This is a genomic window from Acinetobacter sp. YH12128, assembly GCF_013418655.1.
Lineage (GTDB): Bacteria > Pseudomonadota > Gammaproteobacteria > Pseudomonadales > Moraxellaceae > Acinetobacter > Acinetobacter amyesii.
Genome location: NZ_VPBO01000021.1, coordinates 1 through 16,949 on the forward strand (window position 1 = coordinate 1; position 16,949 = coordinate 16,949).

Genomic DNA, 16,949 nt, shown 5'->3' on the forward strand with positions numbered 1-16,949 from the left:
AACTGAGGATCAGAAAGCTTGTTTGAATCGATGTATTTCATCCGCAGATTATGCACGAATGCTAAGAAATCCGGAGTGCAAATATTAACCAAAAAGAAGATCGTTTTTTGATTTATGAAAGAGATCTTATGTTCTTACGTTTTAGAAAAATTTTAAAAGAAACTCTACAGCAAACATAGAAATAGAAGAGTTAGAAACATCTCTCATTAATGATCATATTTTATAACATCAAACCCACAGCCAAAGCCTAAAAATTTTGGCTTTTTAATCACTCATTTTTTTCCCTCACATAATAAATCACCCCTGCCCGATCATCTGAAAAATAAAATGATTTTCCATCGATCTTATAAATATCTGCGGGTCGCCCATACACCGTTTTACCGACTAAAAAACCATCCATAAAGGTTTCTAGCTTTTGTCCTTTGCGCATAATTGTAATTTGATAGCCATGACCAATGGCTGCGTCGGTAGAACCATGCAAAGCCACTAAAAAAGCATTTTTAATCGTATCGTCCGTGTTTGGATCATCAAAATAATCAAAACCCAATGCAGAGGAATGTGAAGAAAAATAAGCATAGGGCGATGGAACATTTTTACAGCCTGATGCACGTTTAAATTTAGCATCCGCCAAGACTTTGCCCTGCCATGAATAACATGCGGGCCAGCCATAATCGGTATCATGCTTTAACGCATAAAAAGTTTCATCTGGCTTTTTATTTCCCAAATGATCAGAACCTTGATTAGTTGCAAATAGAAATCTACCGATCCATTTTAGCCCAACAGCATTACGCAAACCTGTCGCATACATCCGTTGCTCTGAACCATCAGGATTCATCTCGATGACTGAGGCTCGCACTTTTTCTTTTTCTACACAGGCGTTACAACTCGAACCAACCGACACATAAACTTTTCCATTCCCACCAATAGCAATCGTCCGCGTCAGATGCCAACCGCCGTATTTATAACTCAAACCATAATCTGGAAATGTCGCTAAAACCTCAGCCTTACCCGAAGGCTGAGTTTCACCTCTGTTGAATTTTTGCCGTGTCAGTTGGTGCGTTTCTGCCAAATAAAGCCAATCCTGTCCTTGAGCATCGGTATAAAACTGAACTGAATTTGGATTTCTCAAACCGGTCAGATAAGGAATGATTTTGCCAAATTTACCTGTGTCAGCATTCCAATCATCCAATATATAGACAGTACCTTTTTTATTATCTGTTAGATCATACATATCCGTGACAAACATTCTGCGATCAGGCGCTTGCGCAAAAAAGCGTACCCGTTTGAGACCTTCAGCAGCAGGAATGATCTCGAAATTTGCAGGCAAATTTAATGAAAACTGCTTGCCATTTTTTAAATGGATTGGATGAGGTACAAGCTTGGGTTGTTGAGCCCAACTGGTCATTGAACAGACGAAACCAAGGATCAAGATGGCGCTTATTTTTATCATATTTAAATACATCTCAATGAATCATGTATATCTGTATTCATCATAGATGCCTTGTATCTATTTTATTCAATTTATATTTTTAGAAAACATTATACTTTTGAAAAGAAAGGTTTTTTTAAATCACATATGCTGGTGCAGCACACAACAGTCAAAAATAAGGAGGAACTTTATTCCCCCTCACGTCTTCGTTTTTAAATCATGATTTTAATCAAAATCCATGAAACAACTTATTCATGTCTTTGCATACATATTCTTTAAAATGATAGGCGCGCGCATATTTGGCATCAAATTTAGCTTCTAAATCGCCTTTTTTGAAAATATAAACCCGATCCTCTTTACTGACTAAAAACTCTGCACCCAGTTTCATCAAAAGCGCATCAATTTTATCTTCATCTGCAATCGATTCATCTGCATTGATTTTATCGTAATTGCGTTTAATGCCTTTAATAAACATCGCGCTGCCTCTGAGAAAATAACAATGCGCGATTAAATCAGAGTCCTGCTTTTTTGCAAAGGCTTTTGATGCAATAAAGTCATGGCATTTAAAGCGCTAAGGGCAATCAACATTATTTTATAAAAACGCTTTAAATCACAATTCCTCACTTTACATTTACGTAAATCTACCTATGATGTAAAAACCGACAAAAATAACCACCAAAACACATAAACGGAATTATGTGCATGATTTACAAAAGGTTTTAAGATGAAAAAAATCCTACTTGCAAGCATTTTGGCAATGAGCACTCAATTCGCTTTTGCTGAAACTAAAACAGATGCCGTCGATCCTGAATTTGCTAAAGTGGAAGCCATGGTCAAGGCCAAAGATATGAATGGCGCCTACCAAACACTGAGCAAGCTTGCAGCAAAAGGTAATGCTCAGGCCATTTATAATTTGGGCTATCTTACTCAAACAGGTCAAGGCGTAGCGAAGGATGAGAAAAAAGCCATCCAACTCTATGAACAGGCTGCAGCCAAAGGCTACCCTGTTGCTAACTATGTTTTAGGTAAAAATTATGCAACGGGCACACTGGGCTTAAAACAAGACACCAATAAGGCCAAACAATATTTAGAACGCGCATCTTCGGCAGGTTTTGACGATGCCTCCATCGACTATGCCATTTTACTTTTTGCAGAAAATAAACCTGAGTCAGATAAATTGGCACTCAGCAAACTTGATCCGCTGATTAAAAAAGGCAACTACCCTGCGATTCATGCCAAAGCACTTTATGACATCAGTGCGGGCTTTAAAGCTAAAAATGAAAAGCCTATTCAGCAAGGTCTAAATAGCATTCAAGAGTTAGTAAAAAAAGGCTATGTCCCTGCATTGATGGCGGTGGGCAATATGTTTGTAAATGGCAATATCATCCCGCAAAATTTGCCTGAAGCTAAAAAAATATTCAGTGCATTAGCCAAAGAAAATATTCCACAAGCCAAAGAATCTTTGGCAACCGTGGATAAAATGATTGCTGAACAAGCCAAAGCACCTAAAGCCAATGCGAAAAAGAGTTAATTGAGCATTAAAAAAAGCCCTGCACATGCAGGGCTTTTTCATGGGTTTAAGCAAATCTTGAGCTGATCAAAATCACGCCCACCACAGACTGATTAATACACCTGTTACGACAAAGCCCAAGATAGTACTCATCAACAAAGGCGTTAAGGTCTTTTCATTTAAGCCATAAACTTGTCCAAGCATGGCAAAAATCGTCGGCATCGGTAATGCGGCAATAATCGTCCCTGCATATAACATCTCTTGGCTGACATCGGTCAAATAACGTAAGCCTAAATAAGTCAGTAAAGGCATCACCAAGTTGCTTGAAATCACCAAATAGAAGCTCTGAGCATTCACATACTTTAAGCTCATACCGACAATCCCACCACCAATTGCAAACAGCGCCAATGGTGAAGCCGTTTGACCTAACATCGCCAGTACATCATTGATTTGATGAGGCAAACGGATTTGGAAAATTGCAAAACCAATCCCTAGCATTACCCCTGCAAAGAGTGGATTTTTTAACAGGGTCAATAAGGTATTTTTGATGATGTCGCCAATATTGGCTTTTTGCTGTGAACTTCCTAATTGCGCAAGGACCAGCACCGTTGGAATCAGCAGCACACTTTCAATGATGACGATTAATGAGGTATAGGTCATCGCATTTTGACCGACCAATAAGCTTAGGACTGCAGTGCCAATTAAACCTGTATTTGACATACCAGCGCCTAATGAAAGTACCGCTGTTTGCGACATATTATTTTTAAAATGTGTCGACAATAGCCAATAGGCCATGCCATACAATAAAAATGTGACTCCGGTATAAACAAAGAAATAGCCGGGATACCAAATTTGATGCAAATCTTTAGAAGCTAATGACTGAAAAAACAAAGCAGGCAGTGCAATCTTAATCACAAATGCGCCAATGGTTCCAACTTGTTCTTTACTCAATAAACTGCATTTTACCGACAGATATCCCAAGGCCAAAAGAAAAAAGATTGGACCAATCACCTCAAAGACCATACGAAATATCCTGTGTAATAGACTCTTCCATCCACACCCTCAACCTGAGAGTGTAGATCGGACCGCTATAAATTTTGAAAATTAGAAAGCCGTAAATTGACTTCTTTGTGCATGCGGCTGACAGCGTAAGTACTGCGGAGAAATTTTTAGGTTTTCACCGAGTTCAGCAGCGGCATGCCATGGCCAACGCGGGTCATATTGAATTGCACGAGCAAGACCAATCGCATCTGCCATGCCATATTGTAAAATGCCTTCGGCTTGCATTGCTTCGGTAATTAAACCCACAGCAATTACGGGAACCTGAACGGCTTGCTTTATGGCTTCAGCAAAAGGCACTTGATAACTGGCTTGTAATTGAATTTTTTGCGCAACATCTAAGCCGCCACTAGAGACATGAATATAGGCTGTGCCTAGTTGTGCAAGCGCTTTTGACAAGCCAACAGCCGAGTCTAGATCCCAACTCGGTGCTTCAGTATATTCCATCCAGTCGGTTGCGGAAATACGTACCCCAATTGGATAATCTTCAGGAACGGCATTTTTCATGGCTTGGAACACTTCAAGCGTCAGCCGAATGCGATTTTCCAGACTGCCACCATATTCATCGCTACGTTGATTCGACAATGGTGACATAAATTGATGCAGCAAATAACCATGTGCAGCATGTAGCTCAATTAAGTCAAAGCCCGCATCTACTGCACGTTTTGTTGAATCGGCAAAGTCTTGAATGATCTGCTGGATTTCATCTCGGCTTAAAGCATGGGGGGCATGATCTGTGGCATTAAAGGGCAAATCACTTGCTGAAACAGTTTGCCATCCTTGAGGATGATCTGGGGGTAATTGTCCATGTCCTGCCCATGGTTTATCTGTCGATGCCTTACGACCCGCATGTGCCAGTTGGATAGCAAATGGCATAGGTGAAAGTGATTTCACCTTGGCCAATAGTGCCTTCATCTGTGCGCGTTGCATATCATTCCAAAGACCGAGGTCTGCATAGCTAATGCGTCCCTCTGCCTGTACAGCCGTTGCCTCGACGATACAAAGTCCGGCACCTGACAAGGCATAATTCGCCCATTGTTGTTCATGCCAATAGCTTAACTCCCCTTGCTCATTGGCAGAATATTGACACATGGGTGCAATCACGATTCGATTACTCAGCCCCAATGTTCCAAACTGAATTGGTTGAAATAACAACGCCACATTACTCTCCTTTTAGAAGGCTTTGGTCACACTTAATCCTGCACTCCAATTCAAACCATCAGCAGGCTCATAATAACGATAGACGCCTTGTGATCCTGATGTATTGACGATAACTGAACCCACATAGTCTTCATCAAAAAGATTATCTATTCGTGCATAGCTACGTACTTTCCAATCATTGTTTTTCCACAAATAGCCAACATTAACAGACGTCACGCTATAGCTTGGAGCTGTTTCAGAATTAGCATCATTGGCATAAATCTTGTCCATATAACGCACTTCAACACCCGCATTAAAACCAGCTTCAGGTTGCCATCCTAGCGCAGCATAAGCTTGGTTCTTTGCAATACCTGGGATGTAATTACCCTTTTCAATTGCTATACCATCAGAATTTGAATAGGGAGAATCAAATTTTGCATCAATATAGCTATAACTCGCTTGTGCAGTTAAATCGTTCCAAAGCTTATGTTGCCAAGAAAACTCAATACCTTTTCTCAATGTTTGATCGGCATTTTTATAAACTGTGCGACCTGCATCACTCAGGTATGAAACAATATCATCATGCGTTTTTATATAAAAACCTGCCAAAGTGAATAAACCATAATCATTTTGCGCCTTAAAGCCTAACTCATAGTTATCACTTGAAGATGGATCTAAATCATTATTTATTCCGCCGATGATTTGACTCGGTTCAACTGGATCTAAACGGTAGGCACTTTCTGTAAAGGTCGGTGTTTCAAAACCTTTCGCAAAACTGATATAACTCGTCAAATCATGAGTAATTTCCCAAGATAATGCCGCTGATGGTAAAAATTTATCATACTTATTTTTACCACTATCATCACCATTAGCTAAATAGCGATCTTTAGATTCATAACGAACATTGCTATAACGCAAGCCAGTGTCTAATCGAACTGTAGGTAAAAATTGCCACGAAGCTTGTAAATAAGGATCTATATTCCAAAGGGTATTATTTTCTTCTCGGCGTAAATTTCCCTTATGACCAAAATCATAATCTGTTGCAGAAGTATTAACAGAAGTTCTTTTGAAATTTTCATAACCACGTCGTTCTTCATCCATTTGATCAACAGCCAAGCCTAAGCTAAGACGTGTATTTGGCAATAAATCCTTACCTGTCCAACGGAAATTTGCTCCATAATAATCCCTATCAAAATCAATCACCCCACCTGCATGCTCGGGATTTCTTTGCACAGTATTTGGAATACCTTGATACTGAGTGACTTCACGATGTCCTACATAACCCATTACATAAATTTCATGACGATCATTGATTGGTTTAGTCCAAGTTAAACCTGTTTGTGTTTGTTGAATCTCTTTACGTACATCATATTTCAAAACATTTGCTTGAACTTGCTTAGGATTTTCTTTCCATTCTTGTTGACTCAACCCTTGTGGATCATCGGCATTAATATCCACATGATTCACAATCCAATTAACCTTGGAACCATCATCCAGATCCCAAGTCAGTTTTGCATTGCTGAGTACCTTATTTGCAGCACTATGATCACGGTAACCATCAGTTTCAAAATAAGAAGAACTGACAACATAGCTAGGCTCATTGGCCCGTTCTGAGCCACCTTGCAGCACAATATCAGCACGACTTTTATGATGACTGCCGCCCGAATAGCCGAGTTCGATAGAGTCTTTTCCAGTACCTTGCTTGGTTGTTGTTAAGATTGCCCCACCCGAAGAATTACCGTATAAAGAGGAAAATGGCCCGCCCAATACCTCGATATGATTTAAGCTACTCATATCGATATTTGACGTCTGTCCCTGACCATCCGGCATGGTCGCAGGGATTCCATCAACATATAAACGGATACCACGCACACCAAATGTTGAACGAGCGCCAAAGCCTCGCATAGACAGTTGCAAGTCTTGTGCATAGTTTTCACGGTTATTCAGTTGTAGTCCGGGCACACCTTTTAAGGTTTCAGACAGATTCACACCCGTATTGTTATTATTTTCAGCTTGCTGTACCCGGTATACCGATGCCGGTGTTTTTAACCATGTGGTATTGGTTCGTGGTGCTTCAATGGTAATCTCAGGAAGTAAAACAGGTTCCGTAGAACCTGTTTCTGCATACAACTGTTGACTAATACATGCCGTCAGGCAAAGTAAATGTGTCTTAAATGATGTGACGTTAAATTTACTTTGCATAGAGCACCTATTTTGACATTAGAATATTACCTTAGAGCTTAAACCAATTAGGAAAGCATCATCAACCCGATTTGTTGAGCCTGGGTTAATCACATATTGTAAACTTGGGCGAATCATCAACCATTTCGTAGGGTTATGGCTATAGTTCAACTCGACATTATATTCTGCGCTTGCATCAAATTTCTCAGCAGAAAGTCGATCATTGACATGCACACGGTTCACGCCCAAGCCAACCATATCGTTTGGTAAACGATCGGCCAATCCAATATATTTCAAACCCAGCTGCTGTGAGTTATCAACTTTTGTGGTGACACGATCATGCCAAGTAAAATTAGCAAAGCTATGCAAGCCACGTTTGCCTTCACCTGTAGACGTTAACTGTTGCTCAATCGCTACCCAACCACCAAAGGTACGATCTTCAGCTTCACCCGAAATAATGTCTTTTTGATTTTTTACATTATCTGCAGTGTTGTACATCGCACCAAAGCGGTAGCTGCCCGGTAAGCCATTGACCAATGATTTTGGTGTCCAAACCAATTCTACGGGAATGGTTACGCCATCAGCATGATCTGTATCTAGACTCCAACCTTGACCTTCTGCTTTGGCATTACCATTGTCAGGGTTAAATTCATAAACACCGACTTGTGCCGCAAGTTCTGGTGTCGCTTGGTATTTCACACGTCCACCCCATTGTGAAACTGGGGTATTCATCCACATAGAACCTTGCCATTTACCCATTTGTGCAGCACAAAAGGCATTGCTGGCAAAATCACACGCCATCACGTTAAAGTCCATACCTAGACCTAAACGGCCTGCTTTAATGCTTAAGCCTTGCTGTTTAAATTGCTTTTCAATAGACAGTTCAGATAAGCGAGTTTTCTGATTACCACGGCCAAAATTGGCTTGTGCATTTGCCAATTGAGGAACATCCCCTTGCAAATCACGAACTGAGGTACTTTGACCTTGACGAGCAGTCATTACAGCACGCACAGTCACGCCATCCCAACCTGCGAGTTTTTCCATATCAAGCTGTGTACCTAACCACAATTGGCTGGCTACCGTTGCTGAATGTCCCGGATTACGACCGCCATCGGCAAGATAGGCAGCATCAGCAGCAATATTGGCCTCAAACTTCACACCTTGTTGTGCAAGTTCGGTACGTTTACCATCCCAATCCCCGAGCATGTACTGACCTTTAGTGTCGAATGCTTCTGCGGCGTGAACATGTGTCATGGCTGCTGCAACAAATGCAGGTAGAAAAGCTAGACTGTATTTTTTCATGGTAAAACCTAAATCTGGAGAGAGTCTCTAGACAAGCCACATGGCTTAAAATCTAATGTCACAAAAATTACATAATTTTTCACGTTCTATCTCAGCATTATTTTTATCATTCACAAAACTTTAATTTATCAATAAGTGATTTTAAATAAATCTATTGTTATGAAATATTTTTAGTTATTATTTTTCAATATTTTATAATTTTAATAATTCAAACTATCTACTTCCAATCTATTATTCCAACTCATTATTGTGACTTATTGGTTTACTATTCTCACAATTAATAATCAATAGCCTGTTCAAACATCCCCTCAGACCGCGATGAAACTTGCATTCTGTTGGGCTAGACCCAATAGTATGCATAACTTGAATGACCCATTGCTTCGACCTTTATGCCTGAATTACCAGAAGTAGAAACCACTAAAACCAGTTTATTGCCATTATTGAATGAAAAGGTTCTCAAAGTTGAGGTTTTTCAGTCGAGCCTGCGTTGGCCTATTCCTGACGACATTCAAAAACTCGTCGGACAAAAGCTGCTTCAGCTCAGCCGTCGATCAAAATATATTTTGGCTGAATTTGAACAGGACAGCATGCTATGGCATTTGGGCATGTCTGGCAGTTTTCGGATTTGTGAAGGTCATGAAGCATTACGAAAGCATGATCATCTGGTGATTCATTTTGAAGATATGCAATTACGCTATCATGATCCGCGCCGTTTTGGCTGTATTTTATGGTTAGATGCATCATCTCAAAGCAAACTGATTGACACGCTTGGCCCTGAACCGCTGAGTGATGCGTTTAATGCTGAATACTTATTCCAAAAATTTAAAAATAAACAGACCGGTATCAAAGTGTCGATCATGGACAATCATATTGTGGTTGGTGTCGGCAATATCTATGCAACGGAAAGCTTATTTAACTTAGGCATACACCCTGCGCAGCCTGCATCAAGTTTGAGTTTTGAACAAGTTGAAAAAATGGTCATCGAAATCAAACGCATTTTAAAACAGGCAATTGATTTAGGCGGTTCGACGTTACGTGATTACACCAATGCGATGGGCGAAAATGGTTATTTCCAACAAACTCTGCTCGCCTACGGACGTGCCGGTGAAATGTGCATCAACTGTGAAACCATCTTGCAAAATATCAAACTAGGGCAACGTGCATCGGTGTTTTGCCCAGAGTGTCAGCCTTTAAAAAAGGTTAAAATGCTGAGTAAGAAAACCGTGAAAGGAAATAACGCATGAAGTCTGCGATTGTTCGCCACATATTAGTTAAAGATAAAGAACTATGTGAGCAACTGAAAAAGAAAATCAAAGGCGGTGCGGACTTTGCCAAAATTGCAAAGCAGCATTCGACATGCCCTTCGGGTAAAAAAGGCGGTGAGCTTGGCGACATTAAAAAAGGCCAACTGGTTGGTCCAATTGATAAGGCAGTTTTTACTTTGCCCGAACGTGAACTGCATGGCCCGATCAAAAGCCAGTTTGGCTGGCATTTGTTAGAAATTAAGTTTCGGATGGATTTTTAATCTCCTAAATCCCCCCTTTGAAAAGAAGGAATTCTCCTCCCTTTTTAAAATGGAGGTCGGAAGGGATTCAATAAAAAACGGCACTTCAAAGTGCCATTTTAAATGCTAAAGGATTAACCTTTACGTTTTAATTCATCACGAATTTCACGAAGTAATTCGATATCTTCTGGAGTCGCCTCTGGAGCTGGCTCTTCAACTTTTTGACGGCGCAATTTGTTCATCAATTTCACTAACCAGAATACGACCCATGCCAAAAGCAAGAAGTTGATTAAGATAGTTAAGAAGTTACCGTAAGCCAACACATTAAGGCCTGCATCCTGTGCTGCTTTGAGCGTGGTGAGGTTATTTGGATTATCGCCCAATACTAAGAACCAATTTGAATAATCAACGTCACCACCAAGGATCCAAGAAATAAAAGGCATGATAATGTCTTTTACCATGGAATCGATGATTTTACCGAAAGCACCACCAATGATGACACCTACAGCCAAGTCCATCACGTTGCCTTTTACGGCAAATTCTCTAAATTCTTGAATAATACTCATGTGATCTCCAGAAATTTTTTCAGCTTTAATTTTGTGACGAAGTATACATTATATCTGTATAACTATTTCCACCTAATTTACTTGGTTTATATTAGATTCTAAATACCATGTATAAAAATTCACACAAAACATTTTTGATTTTGGTAATACATTCTATTAAAAAGGATTTATCAAAATTATGCATGTCGAATTAAATGAATAAAGTCATTCAATTTTTGCATTTTTATTCAAAACGCCCATGCATAAAAAAACCGCTAACCTAAGTCAGCGGTTTTTTTGAAACTGTAAAATTAAACGTTACGGTTACGTTTACGTTCGTTTTCAGTCAACCAGCGTTTACGGATACGGATTGACTTAGGCGTTACTTCAACTAATTCGTCGTCTTCAATAAATTCAAGCGCTTGTTCAAGCGTAAATTCAATGTGCGGAACAAGAGTCAACGCATCATCAGTACCAGAAGCACGTACGTTAGTTAGCTGTTTCGCTTTAGTTGGGTTAACAGTCATGTCGTCTGAACGTGAGTTAATACCAACGATCATGCCTTCATAAACTTCTAACTGAGGTTTAGCGAATAGACGGCCACGGTCTTGTAAGCTGAATAGTGCATAGCCCAAGCAAGTACCTTGAACCATAGAAATCAACACACCATTTTGACGTTTCGCAACAGTACCTTGTTTCATAGGACCGTAGTGCGAGAAGCTTGAAGTCATGATACCTGTACCTGAAGTCATAGTTAAGAATTCAGAACGGAAACCAATCAAACCACGTGAAGGAACTGTTGCTTCAATACGGATACGGCCTTTACCGTCAACTTCCATATTGGTCATTTCACCTTTACGGTGACCCATTTGTTCCATTACAGCGCCTTGGTGCTGCTCTTCAACGTCAAACGTTACGTTTTCGTATGGCTCTTGTTTTTCACCATCAATTTCTTTGATGATTACTTGTGGACGTGATACGCCCATTTCAAAGCCTTCACGACGCATGTTTTCAATAAGAACTGAAAGGTGAAGCTCACCACGACCAGATACTTTGAAACGGTCAGGACTGTCAGTATCTTCAACACGTAATGCTACGTTGTGAATCAATTCGCGATCTAGACGTTCACGGATATTACGTGAAGTTACGAATTTACCTTCTTTACCAGCAAACGGTGAGTTGTTTACTTGGAAAGTCATCGATACTGTAGGTTCGTCTACAGAAAGTGCAGGTAAAGCTTCAACTGCTTTTGGATCACAGATTGTGTCAGAGATATGAAGTTCATCGATACCCGTTACACAAACGATGTCACCAGCAGAAGCTGATTCAACATCGATACGCTCTAAACCATGGTAACCCATGATTTTTAAGATACGACCGTTACGTGTTTTACCGTCTTTGTCGATTACAGTTACAGGAGTGTTTAATTTCACTGAACCACGTTGGATACGACCAACACCGATAACACCTACGAAGCTGTTATAGTCAAGTGAAGACACTTGCATTTGGAATGGACCATCAACGTCAACTGCTGGTGGCTCAACGATGTCTACAATTGTTTCAAACAATGGAGTCATGTCTTCAGCAAGTTCTTCTGGAGAAGGACCCGCTACACCGCGAAGACCAGAAGCATAAACAACTGGGAAGTCTAGCTGTTCGTCAGTACCACCAAGGTTGTCAAACAAGTCAAATACTTGGTCAATTACCCAGTCAGGACGCGCGTTTGGCTTGTCTACTTTGTTGATAATTACGATTGGTTTCAAACCACGTGCGAACGCTTTTTGCGTTACGAAACGAGTTTGTGGCATTGGACCTTCTTGAGAGTCAACAAGAAGAAGTACGCAGTCAACCATCGACATTACACGTTCAACTTCACCACCGAAGTCGGCGTGTCCCGGGGTGTCCACGATGTTAATACGGTATTCAGTGTCAGTACGTTTGTCTAACCATTTGATTGCAGTGTTTTTTGCAAGAATGGTAATACCACGTTCAGACTCAATCGCGCCTGAATCCATTACACGTTCGATCTCGCCTGCACGATCACCAAGAGCACCTGATTGCTGTAAAAGTTTGTCTACAAGAGTAGTTTTACCATGGTCGACGTGCGCGATGATGGCAATGTTACGGAGAGTTTTAATATCTGACATGTGAATTCGATACGCCTAAAGTTTGAGGGCAAATTATACAGAAAAAATATAGATTTTAGTAGTGACAGTTTATTGACAATCGCATTTTTTTTGACGACTGGTACGCTTTTGGTTTTGTAAAGCTGTGTAAACAGATTAGAATAGCGCCACCTAGCCTTAATTTTCAGTGCCGCATGTCTGATTTAAACCAATCTCCCGAAGCAAAAGATCAACTCGATTTAGTCTATGGATTGAATGATCGACCAAAACCTTTTATTGCTTTTCTCGCTGCGTTCCAACATTTATTGGCCATTATTGTCCCGATTGTGACGCCGGGTCTGCTGATCTGTTTAGCACTTGGTGTATCAAAAGAAGACACTAATATGATTCTTTCGATGTCATTGGTGATCTCTGGTATCGCAACTTTTTTACAATGTAAAAAAGTCGGCCCATTTGGTGCAGGTCTCCTGATTGTACAAGGAACCAGCTTTAACTTTATTGGTCCTATTATCGGTATTGGTTCTGCGATGGTTGCGGCAGGCACACCTGTAGAAGCAGTCATGGCATCTATCTTTGGTGTGGTGATCGCGGGTTCATTCATTGAAATGGGTGTGTCACGGATCTTACCGTGGGTGAAAAAACTGATTACCCCATTGGTAACAGGTATTGTGGTGCTCTTGATCGGTCTGACTTTAATTAAAGAAGGCCTGATCAGCATGGGTGGTGGTTATCAAGCTATGGGCGATAAAACATTTGCCAATGCAGACAACCTCATCATGTCATGTACCGTTTTGGCACTGATCATTTTATTGAACCGTGTGCGTATTACATGGGTAAAAAGTTCTGCCATCCTAATTGCCTTAGTCGTGGGTTACATCCTTGCAGGCTTTATGGGTCATTTAAACTTTGATGGCTTAAAAGATGCGCCACTGGTTCAAATTCCAACACCGATGCACTTTGGCTTAAGCTTCTCTTGGAGCTTGTTTATTCCAATGGCATTTATCTACCTTGTGACATCTTTGGAAGCGATTGGCGATATTACCGCGACTTCTAAGCTTTCAAATCAAGCTGTAGATGGCCCTGAATGGATGAAGCGTATTAAAGGTGGTGTATTGGTGAATGGTGCAAACTCATTCCTTGCCGGTATCTTTAACACGTTCCCAAGTTCTGTTTTCGCGCAAAACAACGGTGTCATTCAGTTAACAGGTGTTGCAAGCCGCTATGTAGGCATTTGGATTGCTGCCCTATTGGTTATTTTAGGCTTACTTCCTGCTGTAGCAGGTGTCATTCAGGCAGTTCCACAAGCCGTGCTTGGTGGTGCTGTGATGGTGATGTTTGGTGCCGTGGCTGCCTCGGGTATTAATATCTTGTCAGGCATTCATTTAGACCGCCGCGCACTATTAATCATTGCAATTTCACTGGCATTGGGTCTAGGTGTTGCACAAGTACCACAAATCCTTGAACATCTTCCTGAATTGTTCCGTAATATCTTCAGTTCAGGCGTTGCCACTGGTGGTATCGCTGCCCTTATTTTGAATATTGTTCTTCCTGAAGTGAAGAAGTAAGTTCATTTGTCAAAGAACACTGCCTAGGTTCCGCCCTAGGCAGTGTTTTTTATGATGGAGAAATCTATGGATCTCACAAGTGAAGTCGTTATACGACAGATCGATTTATTACAAGATCGCGTGCTTTTCGTAAATGCACCGACAGATGACTTACTCAGTCAATTGAATGACAATATTAAGCCATCGATTTGGTGCTGGAATTTTAATGATTTTCAGTACTTTCAAAATCAACAGTCAAACGTCCATTTTGGTGTCGATTTTCCTGAAGGTCAGTTTGATCAAGCGGTTATTTTTGTTCCTAAATCAAAAGAACTGCTGAATTATTTATTACACAATGTGGCAAGTCACCTTGCTCAAGGTGCGTCTATTTTCCTCGTGGGTGAGAAAAAAGGCGGTGTTGAACGCGCAGCAAAACAATTACAACCCTTTGGTAAAACCCTAAAAATTGATAGTGCGCGTCACTGTCAAATGTGGCAAACCCTCTTAGAAAAAACTGTAACACTCAAGCCACTACAAGATTGGGTGCAAAAATATCCAGTTGAGACTCCAAATGGTGAGCTTACGATTTGCGCACTGCCGGGCGTATTTAGCCAGAACCGTTTAGATGTGGGTACGGCTACCTTATTGCCTTATTTATCACAAGTCACTTCGGGCAAAATTGCTGATTTCGGCTGTGGTGCGGGTGTCATCAGTGCTTATTTAGCCAAACTGAATCCTAAAAATCGTATCTTTGCCATGGATGTAGATGCTTTTGCACTGGCTTCTACACAAATGACATTTGAACAAAATTTGCTTGAACCTGAACAACTTGAGATTAAAGCGGTCACAGGAATCGAGGATGCACCACTATTTTTACATGCCGTAGTCAGCAATCCACCCTTCCATCAAGGGATTCAAACCGACTACAATGCCAGTGAAAATCTATGCAAAACTTCGCGCAGACATTTGAAGTCTGGGGGTGAGCTTTGGATTGTTGCCAACCGATTCCTCAATTATCCGACTTTAATTGAGCAGCATTATGGTCAATGTACAATCAAAGCCGACCAACAAGGATTTAAAGTCTTGTTTGCGAGCACGCAAAAAAATCTTAAGGAACAATGATGAGCGAAACTCAAAAACCAGCTCAGCTTCAGCGTAAGTTGGGTGCTCGCCATCTCAACATGATTGCAATTGGTGGATCAATTGGTACAGGTTTATTCCTTGCCTCAGGTGCAACCATTGCCAATGCAGGCCCGGGTGGCGCCCTGCTTGCATACTGCTTAATTGGTATCATGATTTACTTCTTGATGACCAGTCTAGGTGAGCTTGCAACACATAATCCAACTTCGGGTGCATTCTTTACCTACGGCACCAAATATGTCGAGGGTGGTTTCGGCTTCGCTTTGGGTTGGAACTATTGGTATAACTGGGCGATTACCGTGGCATTTGAATTGGTTGCAGTCCAATTCATTATGAAATTCTGGTTTCCAGATATTCCGGGCTTTTACTGGAGTGCGATTTTCCTCGCAATCGTCTTTGCCATTAATGCGCTGACCGTAAAAGGCTTCGGTGAATCCGAATTCTTCTTCTCGCTTGTTAAAGTGCTCGCAATTGTTGCCTTTATCATTATCGGCCTGTTTATGATTGGTAAAATCATGCTGACACCGGGCGTAGAAACATTTGCCAACTGGACCAAGGGTGAAGCCCCATTTGTCGGCGGTTTATCTGCCTTGATTGGTGTGGCCATGATTGCCGGTTTCTCTTTCCAAGGGACTGAAATGGTTGGTGTGGCTGCAGGTGAATCGAAAGATCCTGAAAAGACCATTCCTATTGCCATCAAGCAAATTTTCTGGCGTATCTTGTTGTTTTATATCGTGTGTATCTTTATTATCGGCACTCTCATTGCCTATGATGACCCACGTTTATTACAAGCAGCATCTACTGAAAATATTGCACTTTCACCATTTACCTTACTGTATGAAAAAGCAGGTTTTGCTTTTGCTGCATCGGTGATGAATGCGGTGATCTTGACTGCGATTTTATCAGCGGGTAACTCTGGTATGTACTCCTCTACTCGTATGCTGTTTGATATGGCACGTAAAGGCAGTGCGCCGAAAGTCTTTGGTCGCTTAGATGCACGTGGCGTACCGATGAATGCGCTTTATGCAACAACGGCGATTGCGGCACTGTGCTTCTTAACCACTTTTATCGGTGAACAAGCGGTATTTAACTGGTTACTGAACATGTCAGGTATGTGTGGCTTTATTGTGTGGCTCGGTATTGCAGTTTCACATTATCGCTTCCGTAAAGGCTACTTGGCTCAAGGCAATAAATTAGAAGATCTTGCTTACCGTGCAAAATTCTTCCCATTTGCACCGTGGTTTGCCTTTATTTTGTGTGCCATCGTGGTCCTTGGTCAGAACTATCAAGCCGTTTTAGATGGTGAGTGGTTAGCCGTTGTTTCTACCTATATTGGTATTTTCTTATTCCTTGCCATTTGGTTCGGTTATAAGTGGAAACACAAAACTAAGTTTGTTTCATATCAAGAAATGGATGTAAAACCGATGAAAGTTGATCAAGAATAATGTGATCACTGAATAAAAAAAGCA

General features: G+C 40.9%; 14 protein-coding genes. 6 read left to right on the top strand and 8 right to left on the bottom strand.

The genetic code is table 11. The features are described from left to right. Nucleotides 1–268: 268 nt before the first annotated feature. Nucleotides 269–1,450: a sorbosone dehydrogenase family protein gene (locus tag FTU64_RS11830; RefSeq protein WP_180059793.1), complete on the bottom strand. Its 1,182-nt coding sequence runs from the start codon at nucleotides 1,448–1,450 to the stop codon at nucleotides 269–271. 208 nt (nucleotides 1,451–1,658) lie between these two features. Then, entirely contained in the window at nucleotides 1,659–1,904 is a 246-nt protein-coding gene (locus FTU64_RS11835) for a hypothetical protein (protein ID WP_180059795.1), read from the bottom strand. Nucleotides 1,905–2,153: 249 nt separating this feature from the next. Between FTU64_RS11835 and FTU64_RS11840 the strand changes: the two genes are divergently transcribed. Beyond that, nucleotides 2,154–2,960 (top strand): tetratricopeptide repeat protein, encoded by an 807-nt coding sequence (locus FTU64_RS11840; RefSeq protein ID WP_180059796.1) that lies wholly within the window; start codon nucleotides 2,154–2,156, stop codon nucleotides 2,958–2,960. 72 nt (nucleotides 2,961–3,032) lie between these two features. Here the strand turns inward: FTU64_RS11840 and FTU64_RS11845 are convergent, their stop codons facing one another. From FTU64_RS11845 to FTU64_RS11860, 4 genes are all read right to left on the bottom strand, one after another. Continuing rightward, entirely contained in the window at nucleotides 3,033–3,962 is a 930-nt protein-coding gene (locus FTU64_RS11845) for an AEC family transporter (protein ID WP_180055562.1), read from the bottom strand. 81 nt (nucleotides 3,963–4,043) lie between these two features. Then, nucleotides 4,044–5,159 carry an NADH:flavin oxidoreductase/NADH oxidase gene (locus FTU64_RS11850; RefSeq protein WP_180055563.1) on the bottom strand — a complete coding sequence of 372 codons (1,116 nt, stop codon included), beginning with the start codon at nucleotides 5,157–5,159 and terminating at the stop codon, nucleotides 4,044–4,046. Between the two features lie 12 nt (nucleotides 5,160–5,171). Beyond that, the gene (locus FTU64_RS11855) at nucleotides 5,172–7,340 is read right to left on the bottom strand and encodes a TonB-dependent receptor (protein WP_180055564.1); all 2,169 of its coding nucleotides are present in this window, start codon (nucleotides 7,338–7,340) and stop codon (nucleotides 5,172–5,174) included. A gap of 18 nt (nucleotides 7,341–7,358) precedes the next feature. Then, nucleotides 7,359–8,621, bottom strand: coding sequence for a carbohydrate porin (locus FTU64_RS11860; protein WP_180055565.1), 1,263 nt, complete (start codon nucleotides 8,619–8,621; stop codon nucleotides 7,359–7,361). A 389-nt stretch (nucleotides 8,622–9,010) separates the two neighbouring features. Between FTU64_RS11860 and mutM the strand changes: the two genes are divergently transcribed. Together mutM and FTU64_RS11870 are read left to right on the top strand one after the other, a co-directional pair. Further along, nucleotides 9,011–9,865: a bifunctional DNA-formamidopyrimidine glycosylase/DNA-(apurinic or apyrimidinic site) lyase gene (gene mutM, locus FTU64_RS11865; protein WP_180059797.1), complete on the top strand. Its 855-nt coding sequence runs from the start codon at nucleotides 9,011–9,013 to the stop codon at nucleotides 9,863–9,865. Continuing rightward, nucleotides 9,862–10,146: a peptidylprolyl isomerase gene (locus tag FTU64_RS11870; protein ID WP_086198859.1), complete on the top strand. Its 285-nt coding sequence runs from the start codon at nucleotides 9,862–9,864 to the stop codon at nucleotides 10,144–10,146. Before mutM ends, FTU64_RS11870 begins: the two co-directional genes overlap by 4 nt. A gap of 113 nt (nucleotides 10,147–10,259) precedes the next feature. Here FTU64_RS11870 and mscL read toward each other — a convergent pair whose 3' ends face one another. After that, a complete protein-coding gene (gene mscL / locus FTU64_RS11875) occupies nucleotides 10,260–10,691 on the bottom strand; it encodes a large conductance mechanosensitive channel protein MscL (RefSeq protein ID WP_078192339.1) in 432 nt (143 codons plus the stop codon). Between the two features lie 290 nt (nucleotides 10,692–10,981). Continuing rightward, nucleotides 10,982–12,817, bottom strand: a complete 1,836-nt coding sequence (gene typA, locus FTU64_RS11880) for a translational GTPase TypA (protein WP_180055567.1) — start codon at nucleotides 12,815–12,817, stop codon at nucleotides 10,982–10,984. 173 nt (nucleotides 12,818–12,990) lie between these two features. Here typA and FTU64_RS11885 point away from each other — a divergent pair, with 173 nt between their 5' ends. The 3 genes from FTU64_RS11885 (at nucleotide 12,991) to FTU64_RS11895 (ending at nucleotide 16,925) form a co-directional block, all read left to right on the top strand. After that, a complete protein-coding gene (locus FTU64_RS11885; RefSeq protein WP_078191151.1) occupies nucleotides 12,991–14,361 on the top strand; it encodes a uracil-xanthine permease family protein in 1,371 nt (456 codons plus the stop codon). 66 nt (nucleotides 14,362–14,427) lie between these two features. Further along, nucleotides 14,428–15,462 carry a methyltransferase gene (locus FTU64_RS11890; RefSeq protein ID WP_180055569.1) on the top strand — a complete coding sequence of 345 codons (1,035 nt, stop codon included), beginning with the start codon at nucleotides 14,428–14,430 and terminating at the stop codon, nucleotides 15,460–15,462. Next, entirely contained in the window at nucleotides 15,462–16,925 is a 1,464-nt protein-coding gene (locus tag FTU64_RS11895; RefSeq protein WP_078192342.1) for an amino acid permease, read from the top strand. The genes FTU64_RS11890 and FTU64_RS11895 overlap by 1 nt, the downstream gene beginning before the upstream one ends. Nucleotides 16,926–16,949: the final 24 nt, after the last annotated feature.

Coding starts and splice junctions, on each gene's coding strand:
- FTU64_RS11830 (WP_180059793.1), bottom strand. CDS start 1,450: ATGATAAAAATAAGCGCCATCTTGATCCTTGGTTTCGTCTGTTCAATG.
- FTU64_RS11835 (WP_180059795.1), bottom strand. CDS start 1,904: ATGTTTATTAAAGGCATTAAACGCAATTACGATAAAATCAATGCAGAT.
- FTU64_RS11840 (WP_180059796.1), top strand. CDS start 2,154: ATGAAAAAAATCCTACTTGCAAGCATTTTGGCAATGAGCACTCAATTC.
- FTU64_RS11845 (WP_180055562.1), bottom strand. CDS start 3,962: ATGGTCTTTGAGGTGATTGGTCCAATCTTTTTTCTTTTGGCCTTGGGA.
- FTU64_RS11855 (WP_180055564.1), bottom strand. CDS start 7,340: ATGCAAAGTAAATTTAACGTCACATCATTTAAGACACATTTACTTTGC.
- FTU64_RS11860 (WP_180055565.1), bottom strand. CDS start 8,621: ATGAAAAAATACAGTCTAGCTTTTCTACCTGCATTTGTTGCAGCAGCC.
- mutM (WP_180059797.1), top strand. CDS start 9,011: ATGCCTGAATTACCAGAAGTAGAAACCACTAAAACCAGTTTATTGCCA.
- FTU64_RS11870 (WP_086198859.1), top strand. CDS start 9,862: ATGAAGTCTGCGATTGTTCGCCACATATTAGTTAAAGATAAAGAACTA.
- mscL (WP_078192339.1), bottom strand. CDS start 10,691: ATGAGTATTATTCAAGAATTTAGAGAATTTGCCGTAAAAGGCAACGTG.
- typA (WP_180055567.1), bottom strand. CDS start 12,817: ATGTCAGATATTAAAACTCTCCGTAACATTGCCATCATCGCGCACGTC.
- FTU64_RS11885 (WP_078191151.1), top strand. CDS start 12,991: ATGTCTGATTTAAACCAATCTCCCGAAGCAAAAGATCAACTCGATTTA.
- FTU64_RS11890 (WP_180055569.1), top strand. CDS start 14,428: ATGGATCTCACAAGTGAAGTCGTTATACGACAGATCGATTTATTACAA.
- FTU64_RS11895 (WP_078192342.1), top strand. CDS start 15,462: ATGAGCGAAACTCAAAAACCAGCTCAGCTTCAGCGTAAGTTGGGTGCT.